Here is a 20908-nt window from a genome sequence, read left to right as displayed (position 1 = left end):
GATTTTTGCCCACATGGAGCAGCGCAAGTGTAGAGGTTCCACCGGCCCGGCGGGTGGTCGGGAGCCAACGCGGGATCAGGCGTGCATCAGGGCGACCGGAAAGGCGGCCAGGGCGTCGGCCACGCGCACCGTCCCGCCGGCCACGGCGCAGGAGCGGCCGTCCAGGACGTTGCGCAGTGCGCCGTCCCTGACGAGGCCCGACAGGTCGATGGACGTGTCGCCCCAGGCCCCGGGGGGCACGTGCGGAACCGGCGACGGGCCGGAGGCCAGCACCAGCGCCGAAGCGTGCAGCGGCACGATCGCCACGGCGAACCGGTCCTCGTGGCGGCGGGCGAAGGCCAGCACCGCATCCCGGGCGTCGCCATGCGCCGCAAGCGGCAGATAGTCGCCGCGGCGGAACAGGTCCGGATCGCGCTGCCGCAAGGCCAGGGCGCGCCGGATCAGCTCGAACTTGATGTGCCCGTCGCGCCAGTTCGCCACCAGCGAGGCGCAATCGGCATCGGACGCCAACGCGGCGCGGCGCCGGCCGTAGTCCACCGGCCGGCGGTTGTCCGGATCGACCAGGCTGAAATCCCAGAACTCGGTACCCTGGTAGAGATCGGGCACGCCCGGCGTGGACAGCCGCAACAAGGTCTGGGCCAGGCCGTTCAGGGCGCCCGCCGCGCCGGCGCGCGCCACGAAGGCCGACAGTTCCAGCAGGCTGCGGCCGTTGCGGCGGGGATCGAGCACGGCGCGCAGGAAGGCGTCGCAGGCCTGCTCGTATTCGTCGGCGGGCGTCACCCAGCTGGAGCGCAGCTTGGCCTCGCGCAGGGACTTGGTCTGCCACTCCCCTACCCGCTCCGCCAGCGCCGCGATGCCGGCCTCGTCGGCGATGGCCAGATCCAGGGGCCAGGCGCCGAACAGGGTCTGATACAGCATGTATTCGTCCGCCGGCGCCGGACGCGGCCCCTCGCGCGCCTTGAGCGCCTCGTGGCGGCGCATCCATGCGCCCACCAGCCGCAGCCACTCGTCCCCGAACTCGCTCAGCACGGCCAGGCGCGCCCGGGCGTCCTCGCCGCGCTTGTGGTCATGGGTGGCGGTGGCCAGCATGGCATCGGGGAAACGGGCCGCGCGCGCCAGCACCTTGCGGTGGAAACCTTCGGCATCCAGCGAGAACACGCCGGGATCGGAGCCGACCTCGTTGCGCGACAGCAGCCGTCCGTAGCGGTAGAACCCGGTATCCTCCACCGACTTGGCCGCCAGCGGCGCCGTCAGTTGCTGGAACCTGCGCAGGGCTTCCCGGCGCCAGGCCCGCAGCGCAGGCGTGGCCGGCGCGTCCGGCGCCTGTCCCAGCCATTGCGCCAGCAGTTCCAGCAACCCGTGATCGGCACGCCGCAGGACCTGCCGCGCGCCCTTGCAGGCGATTCCCATGGCCACCTCATCGGCCGCCAGGGGCGTCTCGCCCCCGACGTAGGTGCGGTAGACGGGGAAATGCACCAGCAGTTCGGTCAGCACCCGGCGGATGGCGGGCGCCCCCCAATCCCGGGTAGCGAGGTCGGTGCGCGCGATGCGGTGCAGTATGCGGACCAGCGCGTCGCACTCGCCCGCGAAGCTCTGCGCGACCAGCCGGCGCCGCACGTCCAGCACCAGCGCGCGAAAGCCGCGCGCCTCGCCCGACACGGCCTCCCATTGCGCCGTCAGGCGCGCCTCTCCTTCGGGGTGGTGCAGCAGCGCGCCCACGTCGTTCATGAAGTCGTAGCCGGTGGTCCCCTGCACGCGCCAGCTCGCCGGCAGGGGTTCGTCGGACGCCAGTATCTTCTCGACCACGATATACGGCACGTCGCGCGGACATCCGGCGGGCCGCCCGCCGTCGAGCGCGGCGAGGTTCTCGCGCAGGTAGCGGCAATAGGCCTCGGGATCGGCCAGTCCGTCGATGTGGTCCACGCGCACGCCATCGATCAGTCCCTCGGCGTACAGGCGAAACGGCAACGCATGGATGGCCTCGCGCGTGTCCTCCCTTTCCACGCGCACGCCGATCAGGTCGCTGACCTCGAAGAAGCGCCGCCAGTTGATTTCCTCGGCCGCCGTGCGCCACCACGCCAGCCGGTAGTGTTGCCGTTCCAAGAGCGCGTGCAGGCGCGCCCGGCCCTCTGGCCGCGTGGCGTCATAGGCCTCCGGAGGCTGGGCCGCGATCTCGGCCGCGCAATCGGGGGCGATCGGAAAGCGTGCGTCGAAATAGGCGATGACAGGCTCGCCCGTCTCCTCGTCCAGCCGTACCGACAACTGGCCGGCGGCCAGGACCTGGCCGTACTGCTCGCCCAGGAAAGGGGCCAGCACCTTGCCACACAGCGCCAGGTCGGCCGGTTCCCAGTCGATGTCGAAGAACTCGGCATAGGGGCTGGCGCGCCCCAGCTTGAGCACGCTCCACCACCAGGCATTCTCTTTTCCCACGCCCATGTGATTGGGCACGATATCCACGATCAGGCCCATGCCGTGCTCGCGCAGCCGCGCCACCAGCCTGCGCAGTCCCTCCTCCCCTCCCAGTTCGGGGCTCACGCAGCCGTAGTCCACGGTGTCGTAGCCGTGCATGGACCCCGGGCGGGCGCGCGTGATGGGCGAGGCATACAGATGGCTGATGCCGAGGTCGCGGAAATACCCGACCTGTGCGGCGGCTGCCTCGAAGGGAAAACCCGCGTGGAACTGCAGGCGCGCCGTGGCGCGCGGCACGCCGCAGGCGACGATGCCCTGCCCGGCGGCCCGCGCCGGGAAAACGGATCCATTCATGCCCTCCCCCTCGTCCTGGCCAGCAAGGCGGCGCGCCCGGCGGCGCCGGGCTCCTCGAACAACGATTCCACCGGTAGCGGCATGCGGCGCCGCCAGTTCGGATGCGTATCGACGGTGCCCGGCAGATTGGGTTGTTCCTGAAGGCCCAGCATGTCCTCCAGCGGCACGACCAGCAGCGGGGCCGGCGTTTGCGCCACGAAATCGAGCACCGCCGTCACCGGCGCCTCCGGCGGGAGCGGATCGCCGGCGCCCACCGTGCCGGCGCGGCCCAGGTCTTCCCACAGGCGGGCCCGGTCCTGGCCCCGCTCCGCCTGCTCGGCCTCGATGCCGCGGCCCTCGGCCAACAGGCCCAGTTCGGCTCGCCAACGGATGTCGGTACCCTGCCACCATCCCGCCACCGTCGGCAGATCGTGCGTCGTCGTGGTGGCCAGCGCCTGCCGCGACCAGCCGCCCGGCGCCCTGAACGGCGCGCCGGGCCAGGTCCCTTCCCGGTTGAACCACAGAACGTCCATGCCCAGCATGCCGGCGCGCGCGATCTGCTCGTTGAAGCCCTCGGGCACCGTGCCCAGGTTCTCGCCGATCACGATGGCGCGATGCCGCCACGACTCCAGCGCGATCAGGCGCATCATGTCCTGGAAGGGATAGCGCACATAGGCCCCCTCGTCCGGCGATGCGCCTTCCGGCACGAGCCACATGCGCGACAGGCCCAGCGCATGGTCGATGCGCACGCCGCCCGCGTGCGCCAGGCTGGCCCGCAGCAGCTCGATGAAGGCGCGGTAGCCGTTGGCGGCCAGCGCGCGCGGGGAAAACGCCGTCAGCCCCCACGCCTGGCCGCGCGGATTGAAGAGATCCGGCGGCGCCCCTGGCGACAACCGGGCCAGCACCTCCTCCTGCCGCGCCCAGGCATGGCTGCCCGAGGGATCCGTGCCGACCGCCAGGTCCGAGATCAGCCCGACAGGCATGCCGGCCCGGCGCGCCGCGGCCTGCACCTCGGCCAACCCGCGCGCGGCGAGCCATTGCAGGAAGACGTGGAATCGCACCTCGTGCTCGTGCTGCGCGGCAAAACGCGCCACCTCCGGGCTGGCGGGCGAGCGGAACGCCGCCGGCCATTGGCGCCAGCCCGACCGGTCCCGGGTCTGCTCCACGCGCCAGGCGTGGATGGCCTCGAAGCGCGCATGCGAACGCAGCGGTTCGCCGCCTTCCCGCTCGAATGCCTGGAAGTCCTCGTGCATGCGCGGCGGCGCATTGCGCGGAAAATCGTCGAACAAGGCCCGCAGCACGGCCAGCTTGGCCCGCCCGGCCGCAGGCCAGTCGACCAGCGACAGCCCCGCCAGCCGCGACAGCTCGTCCCCCAGCCCCCGCGCCGAGACGGCAGCCAGGGCCTGCGGCCCGAACAACGCGGCCGGATCGGCGTACAGGACGTTCAGGAACAATCGGCTGGAAGGGGCATAGGGGCTGTAGCGCCCCGGATCGGCGCTGAACATCGCGTGCACCGGACTGACGGCGATGGCGGACGCGCCCCGCGCGGCCGCCTGTTCGGCCAGCAGCCGCAAGGCGGTGAAATCGCCGAATCCCGAGCTGCCCGCGGCGATGGATGCCGCGGCATCGCGGCGCAGGCCGTAGAGCTGGACCCCCAGGGACCAGAGACGGGCCGGCGCGCCATGCAAGGCGTCATCGATCGCGAAGCACCGGTCCGGCGCGACGGCCAGCGTGCAGGCGGCCTGGCCCAGCTGCAAGGTGTGATAGCCGGGCCGGTCCACGCCGGGCAGGACGAGCGCGCCGCTGGCGCCGCGCCGGGCGATCCCGCTCATGCGCCCGCCGTCCTCGAAAGACAGCTGGAACGGCAACTCGGCCTCGCTCCCGGCCCAGGGCAGTTCGACCGGCGCTCCCGGCGACGCGGTCTTCAACGCCGGCAGCCCCTGTCCGCTTTCGTGCTCGAGCCGTTCCAGGCAATCGGCGACGCCCGCGGGCGTCTCCACGTCGAAGCCGAGTTCGGTCAGCAGGGTACGCAGCACCTCCGGCGCCACGACCTGCTCCCGGTCCATGGCATCCCGCCAATGCACGGCGACGCCGGCCGCGCCGGCCAGGCGCTCGAGGTCGTGATCGGGTCCTCTCATGAAGTCTGCGCCTCCGTCCAGGCAAGGGTGCACGTGGGATCAAGCACGCCCTGCCGCAAGCCGCGTGCCAGCCCCTGGCGACTCTCGAACAGCAGCGCAAAGGCCGCGCCGGGCTGCGTCGCCGTCACCGCGTCGTCGCCGAAATTGGAGGCGATCGCCAGCACGCGCCCATCCCCCAGGCTCCAGCGCGCCTCGACCGCGCTGTCGCTCAGGGCGCGCGCCCCCAGGGCCCGCGTCGCATCCAGGCTGGACATCAGCGCCTCGCGCCGGCAGCGCAGCAGCGCCTGGTAATACGCAAACCAGCCCCCCGTGTCCTGGAACAGGCCGCGCCGCGACGCTTCGAAGGTGGATGCCTCGTTGGGATCCGGGATGGCGGCCCGCGCGGCCTCGTCGGCGAACGCGGGAAAACTCTCGAACTCCTTGCGCCGCCCTTCCCGCACCGCGCCGGCCAGTTCCGGACCATGGCAGGTGAAGTACAGGAACGGCGTTTCCACGCCGTATTCCTCGCCCATGAAGATCAACGGGATCTGGGGCGCCAGCAGCACCAGCGCCACCGCCGCGCGCAGCGCCTCGCTGCGGTCTCCCACCAGGGTCCGCAGGCGCTCGCCCAATGCCCGGTTGCCGATCTGGTCGTGGTTCTGAAGGAACAGCACGAAGCTGGTCGGCGGCAGGTGCGCCGACGGCCGGCCCCGGTGCTGGCCGCCGCGATGGGCCGACGGCTCGCCCTGGTAGACGAATCCCTCGGCCAGGCAGCGCGCCAGGCGCGCCGCCGGCCGTTCGTCATAGTCTCGGTAATAGCCCTGGTTCTCGCCCGTGAGCAGGCGATGCAGGACGTGGTGGCCGTCGTCGTTCCACTGCGCGTCGAACTCATGTTCCAGCAGCGACACGGCGTTGCCATCGTGCTCGATGACCAGGTGCACGTGCCGCTGGCGGTCGGTCGCCTGCCGGATGGCGTGGGCCATCTCCTCCAGCCAGTCCTGCTCGGCAATCGCATGCACCGCATCCAGCCGCAAGCCGTCGAAACGGTATTCGTGCAGCCAGTACGCGGCGTTGCCGGTGAAGAATTCCCGCACCGGCCGGCGGCGGAAATCGATGGCCGGCCCCCATGGGGTGTGCACGTCGTCGCGGAAGAAGGACGGCGCATAGGCGTGCAGGTAATTGCCGTCCGGCCCGAAATGGTTGTAGACCACGTCCAGGAAAACCATCAGCCCCAGGCCATGGGCCTCGTCGATCAGGGCCTTGAGGGACTCCGGCGTGCCGTAGGCGCGGTCCGGCGCATAAGGGAGCACGCCGTCGTAGCCCCAGTTCCGGGTGCCGGGAAAATCGGCGATGGGCATCAGCTCGATGGCCGTCACTCCCAGTTCGGCCAGGCGCGGCAGGTGGCCGCGCACGCCGTCGAAGCCGCCCATGGCGCCCACGTGCAGTTCGTAGATGACCGCCTCGCTCCAGGGTCGGCCGCGCCATCTCGTATTGCGCCACCGGTAGGCGGCCGGATCGACGACCACGCTGGCATCGTGCACGTCGCCGTCCTGCATGCGCGAGGCGGGATCCGGCACCGCGGTTCCGTCCGCCAGGCGATACCGGTAGCGCGTGCCCGCGCCGCGAGCCACCTCGGCCTCGAACCAGCCTTCCCGCCTGGCCTGCATGGGGACCACGGACGCTTGCGCCGTGCCGGGATCGAGCTCCACCGACACCGCCTGCTGGCCCGGCGCCCACAGGCGAAAGCGCGTCCTGTCCGGCCCCAGCAGGCGAGCACCGAATTTCTCGGAAAGCAGAGTTTTCTTCATGGCGAGTTCATCCTGCAACCCAACAGCACCACGCTGCGCGGGGCCAGCTCCAGCGGCATCTGGACCACGTCGGCCTCGGGCTCCTCCGGGCGGCTGCTGTCGATCAGCATGCGCCAGCGCACGGCCGGCGCGGGCAAGGCGAACGAGACGGCATGGCCGTGGCCGTTGACCAGCAGCTGCGTGACTTCGACGCGGCCGTCGTGCCGGACCGCCCGCCGCAGCACCAGCGCGCGCCGGCCGGGATCGTTCCACGCCTGGCTGTCGACCCGTTCCCCATGCTCGTCGAACCAGCCGATCTCGGCCAGGCCATCCTCGACGAAGTGGTAGTCCGCCATGTAGCGCTCACTGCGCAGGGACGGATACTCGTGCCGCAGCGCGGCCAGCCTCGCAACGAAGGCCGTCATGGCCCGGCCTTCGCCGGAGGCGGCCAGGCGCCAGTCGAACCAGGAGATCTCGTTGTCCTGGCAATAGGCATTGTTGTTGCCGGACTGGGTACGGCCGAACTCGTCTCCGCCCAGCAGCATGGGCGTGCCGTGCGCACAGAACAGCGTCGCCAGCATGGCTCGCGCCACCGCCGCCCGGGTCTCCAGCACGGCCGGATCCAGGGTCGGTCCCTCGACGCCCCAGTTGCTGCTGTGATTCTCGTTGCTTCCGTCGCGCCCTTCCTCGCCGTTGGCCTCGTTGCGCTTGTGGGTGTAGCTGACCAGGTCCGCCAGCGTGAAACCGTCGTGCGCGGTGACGAAGTTGATCGAGGCCCACGTCCGGCGATGGCGGCGGTTGAACAAATCGCCCGATCCCGCCAGCCGCGTGGCCAGCTCCGGCCGCACGCCCTCGTCGCCGCGCCAGAAACGGCGCACGGTATCGCGGAAGCGGTCGTTCCACTCGGCGAATCCCGGCGGATGATGGCCGACGTGATAACCGTCGGGGCCGATGTCCCAGGGTTCTGAAATCAGCTTGAGGCGCGACAGCAGCGGGTCCTGCAGCAGCGCGTCGAAGAAGCCCGCCCCCGGATCGAAGCCGCCGGCCTCGCGGCCCAGCGTCACGCCCAGGTCGAAGCGGAAGCCGTCCACGCGAAAGGCCTCGGCCCAGTAGCGCAACGAATCCATCACCATCTGGATCACGCGGGGATGCGACAGGTTCAGCGTGTTGCCGCAACCCGTGTCATTGATGTAGTGACGCTCGTCGCCGGGCACCAGGCGGTAGTAGCTGGCATTGTCCAGCCCGCGCCACGACAGGGTCGGCCCGGTCTCGCTGGCCTCGCAGGTATGGTTGTAGACCACGTCCAGGATCACTTCGATGCCGGCCGCGTGCAGGTTGCGCACGGCGGTCCGGATCTCGTGCAGCTCGTTGCGCGACAGATAGGCGGGCTCGGGCGCGAAGAACGACAGGCTGCTGTAGCCCCAGTAATTGCGCAGGCCGCGCTCGACCAGGAAACGGTCGTTGACGTGGGCATGGATGGGCAGCAGTTCCAGCGACGTGACGCCCAGCGACAGCAGATGATCGATCAGCGCGGGATTGGTCAGCGCGCGAAAGGTGCCCCGCTCGATGGGCCGCATGTCCTCGCGCGAGATCGACATCCCCCGCACGTGGGCCTCGTAGATCACGGTCTGGCCCCACGGCCATTCCGGCCGCTGGTCTCCGTGCCAGTCGAAGGCATCGTCCACGACCACGCACTTGGGCACCGCGGCGGCGCTGTCGCGGCGGTCCATGCCGCGATCCTCGCGCCGGAAGCCGTTCAGCGCGTCGGTCCAGCGCAGCGACCCGGCCAGCTTGCGGGCATACGGGTCGATCAGCAGCTTGTGCGGATTGAAACGGTGGCCATGCTGCGGCTCGTAGGGGCCGAACGCCCGGTAGCCGTATACCTGCCCCGGCCCCGCCCGCGGCAGATAGCCGTGCCAGACTTCGTCGGTGCACTCGGGCAGGGGCATGCGCGCGATTTCCTTGCGCCCCGATTCATCGAACAGGCACAGATCGATGCGGTGCGCGTGCGCCGAGAACACGGCGAAGTTCACGCCCATTCCGTCGCAGTGGGCACCCAGGGGATAGGGGCGGCCCGGCAGCAAGCGATCGACGACGGCGCCCATGGTCACTCGGGTTCGAGCAGCAATGTGGCCAGCGGCGGCAAGGTCAACACCAGCGAATGGGGCAGGCCGTGCGCGGCTTGCTGCCGCGCCTCGACCGCTCCGGCGTTGCCCACGCCCGAACCGCCGTAGTCGGCGGCGTCGGTGTTGACGATCTCGCGCCACCGCCCCGCCCGGGGCACGCCCAGCCGGTAGTCGCCGCGGGGGATAGGCGTCATGTTGCACACCGCCAGCACGCAGCGCTCGCCGTCCATGCGCAGGTAGGCGAACACGCTGTTGCGGTCGTCGTCGCCGATCACCCAGCGGAACCCCGCCGGATCGCCGTCCAGCCTGTGCAGCGCGGGCCTGTCGGCATAGACGCGGTTCAGGTCGCCCACCAGCCGCTGCACGCCGGCATGCAGCGGATCGGCCAGCGCCTCCCAGGCCAGTTGTCCGTCATGGTTCCACTCGCGCTCCTGGGCGAGCTCCCCGCCCATGAACAGCAGCTTCCTGCCCGGATGGCTCCACATGAAGCCGAAATAGGCCCGCAGATTGGCGAAGCGCTGCCAGCGGTCGCCGGGCATCTTGCCGATCAGCGAACCCTTGCCGTGGACCACCTCGTCATGCGAGAGCGGCAGCACGAACTGCTCGGAATAGGCATACACCATGCCGAAGGTCAGGTCGTGATGGTGATAGTGCCGGTGCACGGGGTCCCGCTGCATGTAGCGCAGCGTGTCGTGCATCCATCCCATGTTCCACTTGTAGTGGAAACCCAGCCCGCCCGCTTCCGGCGGCGCGGTCACCCCCGGCCAGGCGGTGGACTCCTCGGCGATCATCATGGCATCGGGAAAGAAACGCCGCACCCTGCCGTTCAGGTCTCGCAGGAACGCGATGGCCTCCAGGTTCTCCCGCCCGCCGTGCACGTTCGGCAGCCATTCGCCCGCGCGGCGGCTGTAGTCGCGATACAGCATGGACGCGACCGCATCCACCCGGAGCCCGTCCACGTGATAGCGGCGCAGCCAGTACAGGGCGCTGGCCCGCATGAAGTTGCACACCTCGTTGCGGCCCAGGTTGTAGATGTACGTGTTCCAGTCCTGGTGGAAGCCTTCGCGCGGGTCCTGGTACTCGTACAGCGCCGTGCCGTCGAAACGCGCCAGCCCATGGGGGTCGGTGGGGAAATGCGCGGGCACCCAGTCCAGGATCACGCCCAACCCGGCCGCATGGCAGCGATCGACGAACGCGGCGAAATCGCGCGGCGTGCCATGGCGCGCCGTCGGCGCGAACATTCCCAGCGGCTGGTAGCCCCAGGAACCGCCGAAGGGATACTCCATGATGGGCAGCAGCTCGAGATGCGTGAACCCCATGCCGGCCACGTAAGGAATCAGGCGGTCGGCCAGCTCATGCCAGGACCAGGTTCCGCCGTCCTCCTTCCTGAGCCAGGAACCGGCATGCACCTCGTAGATCGAGATAGGCGCATCGGGCGCATGGCGCGCCGCTCGGCCCTCCATCCATGCCGCATCGGTCCATGCGTAGGGCGCGGGATCGGCGACCACCGAGGCCGAGCCTGGTGCCGGCTCGGCCTGGAAGGCGCACGGATCGGCCTTCTGCGGCAGCAGGCTGCCATCGGGGCCCAGCAGTTCGTACTTGTAGGGTTCCCCGTGCGACAGCCTGGGCACGAACAGCTCCCAGACGCCCGCGGCATGGCGCAGGCGCATGGGATGGCGACGGCCGTCCCATGCGTTGAAATTCCCGACCACCGATGCGCGGCGGGCATTGGGCGCCCACACCGCGAAGCGCACGCCCGGGACGCCCTCCATCGTGGTGCAATGGGCGCCCAGGCAGGTCTCCAGGCCGTCGTGGTCGCCCCGCGCCAGCATGGCAAGGTCCTCGTCGCCCAGGATGAGGCCGAACGCGTAGGGATCCTCGGCCTCCTGGAAAGCACCGGGCCACTGGATGCGCAGGCGGTAGCCCGTGCGGCCGGGCAGGAAGCCGGCATCGGCCTGGGCCTCGAACACGCCGCCGCCCGACGGCCTCAGGTCCACGACGCCGCCCGTATCCGACACGGCCTGCACGGTCAGGGCGCCGGGCAGGAAGGCGCGCAGCCACAGGCGGCCGTCGCGCAGCTGCGGCCCCAGCACGGAGAAAGGGTCGGGGTGCCGGCCGCCGGCCAGGGCCTCGATATCGGCGGGGGCCATCCCGCCGTCACGGCTGTTGTCCGTCAAGATCCTCTTGCCTCCGTATTGCCGGTTCGATCCGGGCCGCCAACGTCACCAGGCCCCGCAGCGGCACTCCTATCCACGCCGGCCGGTTGGCGGCTTCATAGCACACCTCGTAGGCGGCCTTCTCGATCAGGAACAGCGATAGCAGCGCATCCTCGTCCTGGCTGTCCACCCACGGGCGAGGCGCCGACGCCGCCGCCTCGCGATAGGCGTCCAGGAACGCGCCCGACGCCTCGACGCGGAACCGTTCGAGCAGGACGTCCCGGCGCTGCGCCACGGTGTCGACGGACGGACCGGCGATGGGATTGGCGCCGGCCGCGGGGACCGTGGCATCCGGCGCCCGCGCCACCACCGCCGATGCGTAGTCGAACGAGCGCAGCAGGCCGGCCACGTCGCGCAGCGGATTGCGCTTGCGCCGCCGTTCTTCCATGGTGCGTGCCGGCTCCCCCTCGAAATCGATGATGTAGGCATCGTTCTGCGCCACCAGGACCTGCCCCAGGTGGAAGTCTCCATGCACCCGCGTCAGCCAGGCATGGCGGACGGATTGGCCAAGGCGGTCCATGGCGGCTTCGAGCAGGTGGCGGTTGTCCAGCAGGAGCGCGGCCTCGGCCGCCAGGTCGCCCCAGTCGCGGCGCGCGGCCAGGATGGCCAGGGCCTGGTCCAGGCTCTGCCGGGCATCGTCCACCCAGCGCCCGACGTCCTCGCGCGAAGCCTCGACCGGCGCGAAGGCCGGATCGTCGGAAGGCATCGCCAGCGCGGCGTGCAGCTCGCCCAGGCGCCGGCCCACGGCGGCGGCCAGCGTCGCGTAGCCGCGCAGTTCCTGGCCATAGTCCTCGGCGCTTTCGGCGGTCAGCGCGGCATCGTCCAGGGTCCGGTGCAGGTACTCCAGCGTCCAGTTCCACGCATCGCCCTGGTTGTCCACGTACTGCTGGGCCAGCATCAGCGTGTGCGGCGTGCCGTCCTCGTCCACGCGCACCACCTCACCCAGCAGCGCCGCCGTGTTGCGGAATCCCAGCCGCGTCAGATGGCGCGTCATCTCGCTTTCCGGATGGATGCCGGCCGTGACCCGGCGCACGATCTTCAATACCGCCATCGTCCCGGCCACCAGCGAACTGTTGGACTGCTCGGCCGACAGCCACTGGATGGGCGTGTCCGCATCGACCGCCACGGTCTCCAGGCCAGGCTCGGGCAGGAACCGTATGCGGGCGTCCCCGCCCCCGTCGGCGGCGATGCGCGACTCCAGCTCGATGCCGTTCTTCAGGCTGTCGAACACCGCGATGGCGAAACTCTGCAGGCTGAACGCATCGGTCACCATGCCCACCATGGGTCCGCGCCGTACCCGCGCCAGCGCCAGTTGCTGCTGCAGCTGCGGCAGGGTTTCCTCCCAGATCAGCCCCAGGGGCACCACGTAGCGCTCGCGCCGCTGGCCCAGGTCGGCCTCGATCTCCGTCAGGTACAGCTCGTCGGCGGCGGGCAGCCGCACGCCGTAGACCACGCGCCCCGAAACGATGCGTTCGTGCTTGGAGGCGAACCAGCGCCGCAGCGCCAGGTATTCCGGCAGGACGGCATGCTCCAGCGTACGGCGCGACTCGGTAGTCAGGTCATAGCCCGTCTTGCCGCGCAACACCAGCGTCCGGAACTCGCGCAACTGGTCGGCGGTGGCCAGGTGCCAGTTCGGCGGCGTCGCCGAGGCGCTCAACTCGAACCAATAGAAGCCATAGGGCGGCAGGGTCAGCAGATAGGTCAGGCGTCCGATCGCGGGGAATGCCGTCCCCCCGGTCAGCTCGACCGGCACCCTGCCGTCGAATTCAGCCAGGTCCAGTTCCACCGCCTGGGGCGTGTGCGACAGGTTGGCCACGCACAGGATGGTGGTTTCCTCGTGCTCGCGCAGGTACGCCAGGATCTTGCGGTTGCCCGGATAGAGAAACCGCAGGCCGCCGCGGCCGAACACCCGATACTGGCGCCGCTTGCCCAGCATGCGGCGCATCCAGTTCAACAGCGAATGGGCGTCGCCGGACTGGGCTTCGACGTTCACCGCCTCGTAGCCATACAGATTGCCCATCAGCGGCGGCAGCACCAGTCGCTCGGGGTCGGCGCGCGAGAACCCGCCGTTGCGGTCGGGCGACCATTGCATGGGCGTGCGTACGCCGTCACGGTCGCCGAGGTGGATGTTGTCCCCCATGCCGATCTCGTCGCCGTAGTAGATGACGGGCGTGCCCGGCATGGTCAGGAGCAGGCTGTGCATCAGTTCTATGCGGCGGCGGTCGCGCTCCATCAGCGGCGCGAGGCGCCGGCGTATCCCGAGGTTGAGGCGGGCCCGGCGGTCGGCGGCATACACCTCCCACAGGTAGTCGCGCTCGCTGCTGGTCACCATCTCCAGCGTCAGTTCGTCGTGGTTGCGCAGGAAGATCGCCCACTGGCAGTTGTCCGGAATGTCCGGCGTCTGCTGCATGATGTCCGTGATGGGAAAGCGGTCCTCCTTGGCGATGGCCATGTACATGCGCGGCATCAGCGGGAAGTGGAAGGACATGTGGCACTCGTCGCCCTGTCCGAAATATTCCTGCGCGTCCTCGGGCCATTGATTGGCCTCGGCCAGCAGCATGCGATCGTCGTAGGACGCTTCCAGGTCCTGCCGGATGCGCTTCAGGATGGCATGGGTCTCGGGCAGGTTCTCGTTGTTGGTGCCCTCCCGTTCGACCAGGTAGGGCACGGCGTCCAGCCGCAGGCCATCCACGCCCAGGTCCAGCCAGAAATGCATGACGCTCAGGATGGCCTTGAGCACGCGCGGATTGTCGTAGTTCAGGTCGGGCTGGTGCGAATAGAAGCGGTGCCAGAAATAGGCCCCGGCCACCGGATCCCAGGTCCAGTTCGACTTCTCGGTATCGATGAAGATGATGCGCGTACCGGCGTAAGCCTGGTCGTTGTCGGACCACACGTAAAAATTGCGCGCGGCCGACCCCGGCTTGGCGTGGCGCGCGCGCTGGAACCATGGATGCTGGTCCGAAGTGTGGTTGACCACCAGTTCGGTGATCACGCGCATGCCGCGCTCGTGGGCCGCCGCGATGAAACGCCGCACGTCCGCCAGTTCGCCGTAGTCCGGATGCACGCCCCGGTACTCGGCGATGTCGTAGCCGTCGTCGCGCCGGGGAGAAGGATAGAAAGGCAGCAGCCAGATCGTGTCCACGCCCAGTTGCGCGATGTAGTCGAGCTTGGACAGCAGCCCTGGAAAATCCCCGATGCCATCGTTGTTGGCGTCGAAGAAGGACTTGACGTGCAGCTGGTAGATGACCGCGTCCTTGTACCAGAGCGGATCGCCCCGGTTCACGGCATTCACGGATGTCTCGCGCTTGTTGTTCATGCGTCCTCGCCTGCCGATGGATCCCCGAAGGGAGCGGATCCTAGAATCGCCGGGAAATGCGCCATATCCCGTAGGGGCCGCCAGGTTCGAGCCACACGTGCTGCATCTTTCCATGCCAATCGAAGCGGTACCCGCGCAACAGGTCTTCGGCATGCAGCGTGCCATCGTCCGGCAACCCGAACTCCCACAGCGGAAGTTCGACATTGGCGCCCTGCGCGCCGTGCGGGTCAAGGTTCACCACCACCAGCACCACGTTGTCGCGTTCCGGCGTCGCCCTGGTATAGGCCAGCACGTGGTCATTATCGGTGTTGAGAAACCCGGTGCCTGTATGGATATGCAACGCCGGGTTGTCGCGTCGTATCCGGTTCAGGACGCCGATCTCGGCCACGATGTTGCCCGGCCGGTTCCAGTCCCAGGCCCGGATCTCGTATTTCTCGGAATCGAGATATTCCTCCTTGCCGGGTACCGGCGTGCCCTCGCACAGCTCGAAGCCGCTGTACATGCCCCAGGAACCCGACAACGTGGTCGCCAGCGCGGCCCGGATCAGGAAACCCGGTCGGCCCGACGTCTGCAGATGGCGCGGATTGATGTCGGGAGTATTGACGAAGAAATTGGGGCGGAAAAAATCGGATACAGGCGGCCGCGATATTTCCTCGAGGTAGTCGGTGAGTTCCCGGCGGGTCTCGCGCCACGTGAAGTAGGTATAGGATTGCGAGAACCCCAGCTTGGCCAGCCGGTACATCATCTTGGGCCGGGTAAAGGCCTCCGACAGGAACACGACGTCGGGATGGCGCGCATGCACCTGGCCGATCAGCCACTCCCAGAACGGCAGCGGCTTGGTGTGCGGATTGTCCACCCGGAAGATCCGTATCCCCTCGGCCGCCCAGAACAGCACCACGTCCAGCAGGGCCAGCCACAGGCCGGAGGCGGCATCGCGTCCGTTCGCGGCGCGCGCGTAGAAATCGACGTTGACGATGTCCTCGTATTTCTTGGGCGGATTCTCGGCATAGCGCAGCGAGCCGTCGGCGCGCCAGGCGAACCAGTCGGGATGACGGGCCAGCCACGGGTGATCGGGCGAGCACTGGATGGCGAAATCCAGGGCGATCTCCAGGCCGTGCCGGGCAGCCTCGCCCACCAGCGCGCGGAAATCGTCCAGCGTCCCCAGTTCGGGGTGTATCGCGTCGTGTCCGCCCTCTTCCGAACCGATGGCGTAGGGGCTGCCGGGATCCCCGGGCTCGGCCACGAGGCTGTTGTTGCGGCCCTTGCGGTTGCGGCGGCCGATGGGGTGGATGGGCGGGAAGTACAGCACGTCGAAGCCCATGTCCCGTATCGCGGGCAGGCGTGCCGCGACGTCGGCGAAGGTGCCGTGCCGGTGCGGATCGCCGCTTTGCGAACGCGGGAAGCACTCGTACCAGCTGCCGAACCGGGCGGTCCGGCGTTCGACCCGCACCGGGAACTCGGCCGAGCGCGACGCGAATTCGCGGGGCTCCAGCGCCTGTACCAGGGCGGCGGCCTGCGGCGACCGTATCCACGCCAGGCAGTCCTCGGTGGGCAGCTCCGCCAGGCCGCGGGCGGCTTCCTCGGCCCGGGCCCGCGTCTCGGCTCCGGCCTGGGTAGCGCGGCCCAGCACCTTCAGTATCCAGCCACGGACCTCCTCCACTTCCACCTTCACGTCCACGCCCGCATCGGTCTTCTTGCGAAGTTCGTCCAGGAACGTCGCATAGGTATCGCGCCAGGCCTCGATCGCGTAGTAGCCCATGCCCACGCGCTCGGGCCGGCACACGGCCTCCCAGCGATCGTTGCCCAGGTGCACCATGGGCACCCGGGTCCAGGCCTCCTCGTCGGCGGCGCGCCAGAGCACGTCGGCGGCCAGCTTGTCGTGGCCGTCCATGAAGATATCCGCGCGCACCGCGAGCGCCTCGCCGGGCGTGCGTTTCACCGCGAACCGGCCCTGTTCGATGACGGGCTCGAGCGCCTCGATCGCCACGCGGGCCGCGCCCATGGCCGCGGTCAGCGACCGGCGGCGCGGCGGCCCTGACAGCACGGGGGGCGCGGATCCCAGTTCGACGGCCTGCGCGGCGCCGGGCCCCAGCGTCGCGGGCACGCCGCCATCGGCCGGCCGTTGCACGCGATCGGGCAGCCTGGCCTGGATCATGGGCCAATCCACCGCCGATGCGGCCAGCAGGTCGGGATTGAACAGCAGCAGATGACTGCGCCTGCCCCGCTGCCCGACGGCACGGCGCAGCAACATGGCGATAGGCGCGTCCGCGCCGCCCAGCGGCGACAGTGTCACGTCATCGGCCGGCACGCGGGCCAGCCAGCGATTCGCGGCACGAAGCTCGTCGCCCAGGTCCAGCTGGCCGTGCGGCGCGCCATCCAGCCCGTGCCGTTCGTATCCCATGGGCACCAGCCAGCCCGCGCCGCACGTGGCGGCGGCCCACAGCGCACGGATCGAGGCGCGTTGCCGCACCTCGGCATCCGGCACGCCGACGCCCGCCGCGCCGGGGCCGTAAGGATCGGCCGGAAAGGCCAGCACGGCGCAGCCGGTGTCCGCCAGCGCGTGCCACTCGTCCATGAACCAGGCGCTGCGGAAATCCCACCAGGCCAGCGACGAAAACACATGGGAAAAACCCACTCCGCGCAGCCCTCGCACCGCCTCGCGCGACAGGCCGGGCGTCCAGGCCAGCAGGTCCAGTCCGTCCTCGCGCCCGCGCAGCGACGCGAGCTTGCCTGCCCACGGGCCGGCCGCGTCCCATCCCCGGACCAGCAGGCCGCGCACGCCCAGTTCGCCCCACGCCGGCGCGCGCGCCGCCCAGTCGACGGCAGCTTCGCCGCCGGCCGGTGGACAATCCAGATAAAGCTCCAGCCGGCGCCGCGTGGCGGCGCGCGCCAGCACACCGCACGAGGCCTCGTCGCCTGCCTCGCGCGCGTCGGCCAGCACCTGCCCGAATCCCAGCCCGGCGGCCGTCTCGAGCCACGCGCGCCAGGGCGCCGCCAGCGCGCCCGCCTCGTCCAGCACCGGCCCCAGGGCCGAAGCCCTGGCATGGTAGATACGCAGCGGCGGTCGACGTCGCGCCGCCATCAGGCCCGTTTCCGTACGGCGGTCTCGGCCGGAGCGCTGGCCGCCTCCGGACGGCGGGCCACCATGGGCGCGCCCACGGGAGCGACCGGCGCGAGCATGCGGTACAGCTCGACATATTGGGCGGCGGAAGCTTCCCAGCCGAAGTGGCGGGTCATCCCGTTCTTCTGCAGGGCCGCCCACCGCTGCGGCTGGGCAAAGGTCTCCAGCGCCCGCTCGACCGCCGCCATCATGTCGGCGGGTGTGTCCCCGTCGAACAGAATGCCCGTGGCCGATCCGACCTCGGCATCCGGCGCCTGGGACAGCCCGGCGATGCTGTCGGCCAGGCCACCGACACGCGACGCAATGGGCACGGTCCCGTACAGCATGGAATACAGCGGCGTCAGGCCGAATGGCTCGAAGCGGCTGCCGTGCAGCAGCATGTCGGCGCCGGCATGCAGCAGGTGCCCGCGGCGTTCGTCATAGCCGATGTGCACGCCCAGGTTGCGCGGATGCCGCGCGGCCAGTTCCTGCAATGCCTCTTCCAGCGCGCGCTCGCCGCAGCCGAGCACGGCGATCTGCAGACGCGGATGCGCCGCCAGCAGCATGGGGAACACCTCGATCGCGAGATCCGCCATCTTCTGCGAGGTCAGGCGACTGCCCATCGCCAGCAGCGGCGCCTCGGGGTCGGTGGGCAGGCCGAATGCGCGCTGCATCTCCAGCTTGTTGCGGATCTTGCCGCGCAGGTCCATGGCGGAAAAATGCTCGGGCAGATAGGGATCGCAAGCGGGATCCCAGACCTCGGTGTCGATGCCGTTGGGAATGGCGTGCAGTTCATGGGCGCGCTGGCCCAGTACGCCCTCCAGTCCATGGCCGAACGCCGGGGTCAGGATCTCGCGCGCGTAGGTCGCGCTGACCGTCGTGATCTTGTCGGCGTAGCGCAACCCCGCCTTCATGAAGTTCAGGTTGCCCCAGAATTCCACGCCCTCGCTGCCACGATAGGCGGGCGGGATGCCGAGCTCCTCCGCCAGGCGCAGCGGGAAGTTGCCCTGGAACGCGAGATTGTGGATGGTCAACACCGTCTTGGGCCGCTTGACGCCGGCCGCGTGCAGATACAGCGGCGTCAGGGCCGCGTGCCAGTCGTGGGCATGGACCACGTGCGGAACCCTGATCGGCGTCTCGCCCACCGAAATCCGCTTTGCCGCCTGGGCCAGCGCGGCAAAGCGGATTCCATTGTCGGGAAACTCCCTCCCGTCCGCATCCAGGTAGGGGTTGCCGGGGCGCACGTACAGGGCGTCGTTGCGCAGCAGCAGCACCGGTATCTCGGTATCCGCGACCCATCCCGCCCAGACCTCGGCATCGCCCCCGATCAATCCGGGCAGATCGGCCACCTTCTCCAGGTCGCTGGCGGCATGCAGCGCGCTTTCATAGGCGGGCATGAAGATGGTCGCGTCGACGTGCGCGTCGCGCAGGGCCCGTGCCAGGCCGCTTACCGCATCGCCCAGGCCCCCCGTCTTGGCGAGCGGCAGGGCCTCCGACGTTACTAGCATGACTCTCGGCAGCAAGATGTTTCTCCGGCAAAAGACGCTTCCCCATGGGCAGCTGATGATTGGGTCGGGACTTCACACGCGCAGGGATGTTTCTCGTGCGGCGGGCGGGTGCCGCGCCGGATAATGTCCATCCTCGCCGATAAAAATTACCGCTGTGAGTAAGATGTACACGTCCGATGCGGCATTCTTCCCGGGATGGGCATCCCTTGCCGGGGACAAGGGCAATATGCATGCCATGGTGCGCCGCGCGCGCCCCGCATGGCGCCAGGTTTGTAACGACATTCTTCCCGCGCACCGCGTGGAAGCCTTTGATCACCAAAAGAGAAACACCATGAGCCCTAGCGATTCCTACCAGCCCAACGATGCCGTGCTGGCCCTGGCCACCAAGCTGTTCGATCTTGCCCGCGCGGGAGAAACCGAGACGCTGGCCGCCTACCTCGCCGCCGGGGCGCCCGCGGACCTGACCAACCAGAAAGGGGATAGCCTGATCATGCTGGCGGCCTACCATGGCCATGCCGGCACGGTCAGGACGCTGCTGGAGCACGGCGCGGATCCCAACCGCGTCAACGACCGGGGGCAGAGCCCGCTGGCCGGGGCCGTGTTCAAGGGAGAAGAAGAGGTGGTGCGGGCGCTGCTGGACGGCGGCGCGAATCCCGACCTGGGCACGCCGTCGGCAAGGGAAACGGCGCGCATGTTCGGGCGGGCCGACCTGTTCGGCCTCCCGAACTGAACGCGGCAGGAAACGCCGGCCTCAGGCCGCCGCGCGGCGCGTGCGGCCCGCCTGCCACAACAGGGGAAGCAGCACGATCGCCACGGCCGGATACAGCAGCCAATTGATGGTTTCCCATCCCGAGGCGTTGAGCAGCCGGCCCGACGAGAACGACGCCACGGCCACGGAACCGAACACGAGGAAATCGTTCAGGGCCTGGACCTTGGTGCGCTCCTCGGGCCGGTAGCAGTCGGTGACCATGGCGGTGGCGCCGATGAAACCGAAGTTCCAGCCCACGCCCAGGAAGACCAGCGACAGCCAGAAATGCCCCACGCTCAGGCCATGCAGCGCGACCGCTCCGGACACCGCCATGAGGAGCAGGCCGGCCATCGTCACCCACTCCTTGCCGAAGCGCGTGATCAGCCTGCCGGTGACGAAGCTCGGCCCGTACATCGCCAGCACGTGCCACTGGATGCCCAGCGCGGCCTCGCCCACCGTGTGTCCGCACGCCACCATCGCGATGGGCGCGGCCGTCATGACGAAGCTCATCATCCCGTACGAGACGATGCCCGCGGTCACCGCCACCACGAAGCGGCCCGAGGCCGCGATCTCGCGCAGCGGCCGCCCCCCGCCCTGCTCGGCCGCGGGACGCACCGATCCGCGCAGCAGGATCAGCACCGGCAGCGCCGCGAGCGCCAGCACGGCCTGGCCGACGAAGCTGCCGGCGAAGGGAATGGCGCCGATCGCGTCGCGCGTCCAGATCACGGTCTGGGGTCCGATGACCGCGCCTACCAGTCCGCCCACCATGACCCAGGAAATCGCCCGCGCCTTGAACGCCGCGTCGGCCCCGTCGGTCGCCCCGAAGCGGTAGCTCTGCACGCACGATCCGTAGGTACCGGCGATGGCGGTGGCGACGCAGAACAGCGCGAACATGCCCGTGGCGATGCTGTAGGCCGCCAGCAGCCCGGCCACGCCGCCGATCACCGCGCCCAGCATGTAGGCGGCGCGGCGCCCCAGCCTGCGCATCAGCATGGCCGCCGGGATCGTCCCCAGCGCGAGGCCGAGGTTGTAGAGGCTGACGGGCAGCGTCGCCAGCGATTTGTCGGTGGCCAGCATCTGCCCCACCAGCCCGCCCAGCGAAATGACGATGGCGGGATTGGCCCCACCCAGCGACTGCGCACAACTGAGCACCAGCGCATTGCGGCGCACATCCTTCTCGGTCAATGCATTCATGCTCGTACGCGGACGTCCCGGTTTCGATGTTTTTATGATTCTAGGTTATTTGGA

At 69.6% G+C, this 20908-nt stretch carries 10 protein-coding genes; 1 reads left to right on the top strand and 9 read right to left on the bottom strand.

Annotated features, from left to right (window positions below; genetic code table 11):
• Positions 1 to 75: 75 nt before the first annotated feature.
• The 8 genes from treY to glgA are packed head-to-tail and all read right to left on the bottom strand — an operon-like array spanning position 76 to position 18912.
• Positions 76 to 2763: a malto-oligosyltrehalose synthase gene (gene treY, locus CDO46_RS14920; RefSeq protein WP_087839277.1), complete on the bottom strand. Its 2688-nt coding sequence runs from the start codon at positions 2761 to 2763 to the stop codon at positions 76 to 78.
• Entirely contained in the window at positions 2760 to 4880 is a 2121-nt protein-coding gene (gene malQ, locus CDO46_RS14915; RefSeq protein ID WP_087839276.1) for a 4-alpha-glucanotransferase, read from the bottom strand. The genes treY and malQ overlap by 4 nt, the downstream gene beginning before the upstream one ends.
• Positions 4877 to 6667, bottom strand: a complete 1791-nt coding sequence (gene treZ, locus CDO46_RS14910) for a malto-oligosyltrehalose trehalohydrolase (RefSeq protein ID WP_087839275.1) — start codon at positions 6665 to 6667, stop codon at positions 4877 to 4879. Before treZ ends, malQ begins: the two co-directional genes overlap by 4 nt.
• Entirely contained in the window at positions 6664 to 8751 is a 2088-nt protein-coding gene (gene glgX / locus CDO46_RS14905; RefSeq protein WP_087839274.1) for a glycogen debranching protein GlgX, read from the bottom strand. The genes treZ and glgX overlap by 4 nt, the downstream gene beginning before the upstream one ends.
• A gap of 2 nt (positions 8752 to 8753) precedes the next feature.
• Positions 8754 to 10949 (bottom strand): 1,4-alpha-glucan branching protein GlgB, encoded by a 2196-nt coding sequence (gene glgB, locus CDO46_RS14900; protein WP_087839273.1) that lies wholly within the window; start codon positions 10947 to 10949, stop codon positions 8754 to 8756.
• Complete coding sequence (treS, locus tag CDO46_RS14895) at positions 10930 to 14304, bottom strand: maltose alpha-D-glucosyltransferase (RefSeq protein WP_087839272.1); 3375 nt, start codon at positions 14302 to 14304, stop codon at positions 10930 to 10932. The genes glgB and treS overlap by 20 nt, the downstream gene beginning before the upstream one ends.
• A gap of 40 nt (positions 14305 to 14344) precedes the next feature.
• Complete coding sequence (locus CDO46_RS14890) at positions 14345 to 17386, bottom strand: alpha-1,4-glucan--maltose-1-phosphate maltosyltransferase (protein WP_087839271.1); 3042 nt, start codon at positions 17384 to 17386, stop codon at positions 14345 to 14347.
• Positions 17386 to 18912 (bottom strand): glycogen synthase GlgA, encoded by a 1527-nt coding sequence (glgA, locus tag CDO46_RS14885; protein ID WP_087839270.1) that lies wholly within the window; start codon positions 18910 to 18912, stop codon positions 17386 to 17388. The genes CDO46_RS14890 and glgA overlap by 1 nt, the downstream gene beginning before the upstream one ends.
• 331 nt (positions 18913 to 19243) lie before the next feature.
• Between glgA and CDO46_RS14880 the strand changes: the two genes are divergently transcribed.
• Positions 19244 to 19642 (top strand): ankyrin repeat domain-containing protein, encoded by a 399-nt coding sequence (locus CDO46_RS14880; RefSeq protein WP_087839269.1) that lies wholly within the window; start codon positions 19244 to 19246, stop codon positions 19640 to 19642.
• 21 nt (positions 19643 to 19663) lie between these two features.
• Here CDO46_RS14880 and CDO46_RS14875 read toward each other — a convergent pair whose 3' ends face one another.
• Positions 19664 to 20854, bottom strand: coding sequence for an MFS transporter (locus CDO46_RS14875; RefSeq protein ID WP_087839268.1), 1191 nt, complete (start codon positions 20852 to 20854; stop codon positions 19664 to 19666).
• Positions 20855 to 20908: the final 54 nt, after the last annotated feature.

This window comes from Pigmentiphaga sp. NML030171 (assembly GCF_002188635.1).
Classification (GTDB): Bacteria; Pseudomonadota; Gammaproteobacteria; order Burkholderiales; family Burkholderiaceae_B; genus Pigmentiphaga; species Pigmentiphaga daeguensis.
This window is presented reverse-complemented; position numbering and strand designations above follow the sequence as displayed.

Excerpts from the sequence above, each read along its gene's own strand:
- malQ (WP_087839276.1), bottom strand. The coding sequence starts at position 4,880 with ATGAGAGGACCCGATCACGACCTCGAGCGCCTGGCCGGCGCGGCCGGC.
- CDO46_RS14890 (WP_087839271.1), bottom strand. The coding sequence starts at position 17,386 with ATGGCGGCGCGACGTCGACCGCCGCTGCGTATCTACCATGCCAGGGCT.
- CDO46_RS14875 (WP_087839268.1), bottom strand. The coding sequence starts at position 20,854 with ATGAATGCATTGACCGAGAAGGATGTGCGCCGCAATGCGCTGGTGCTC.
- treZ (WP_087839275.1), bottom strand. The coding sequence starts at position 6,667 with ATGAAGAAAACTCTGCTTTCCGAGAAATTCGGTGCTCGCCTGCTGGGG.
- glgA (WP_087839270.1), bottom strand. The coding sequence starts at position 18,912 with ATGCTAGTAACGTCGGAGGCCCTGCCGCTCGCCAAGACGGGGGGCCTG.
- glgX (WP_087839274.1), bottom strand. The coding sequence starts at position 8,751 with ATGGGCGCCGTCGTCGATCGCTTGCTGCCGGGCCGCCCCTATCCCCTG.
- CDO46_RS14880 (WP_087839269.1), top strand. The coding sequence starts at position 19,244 with ATGAGCCCTAGCGATTCCTACCAGCCCAACGATGCCGTGCTGGCCCTG.
- treS (WP_087839272.1), bottom strand. The coding sequence starts at position 14,304 with ATGAACAACAAGCGCGAGACATCCGTGAATGCCGTGAACCGGGGCGAT.
- treY (WP_087839277.1), bottom strand. The coding sequence starts at position 2,763 with ATGAATGGATCCGTTTTCCCGGCGCGGGCCGCCGGGCAGGGCATCGTC.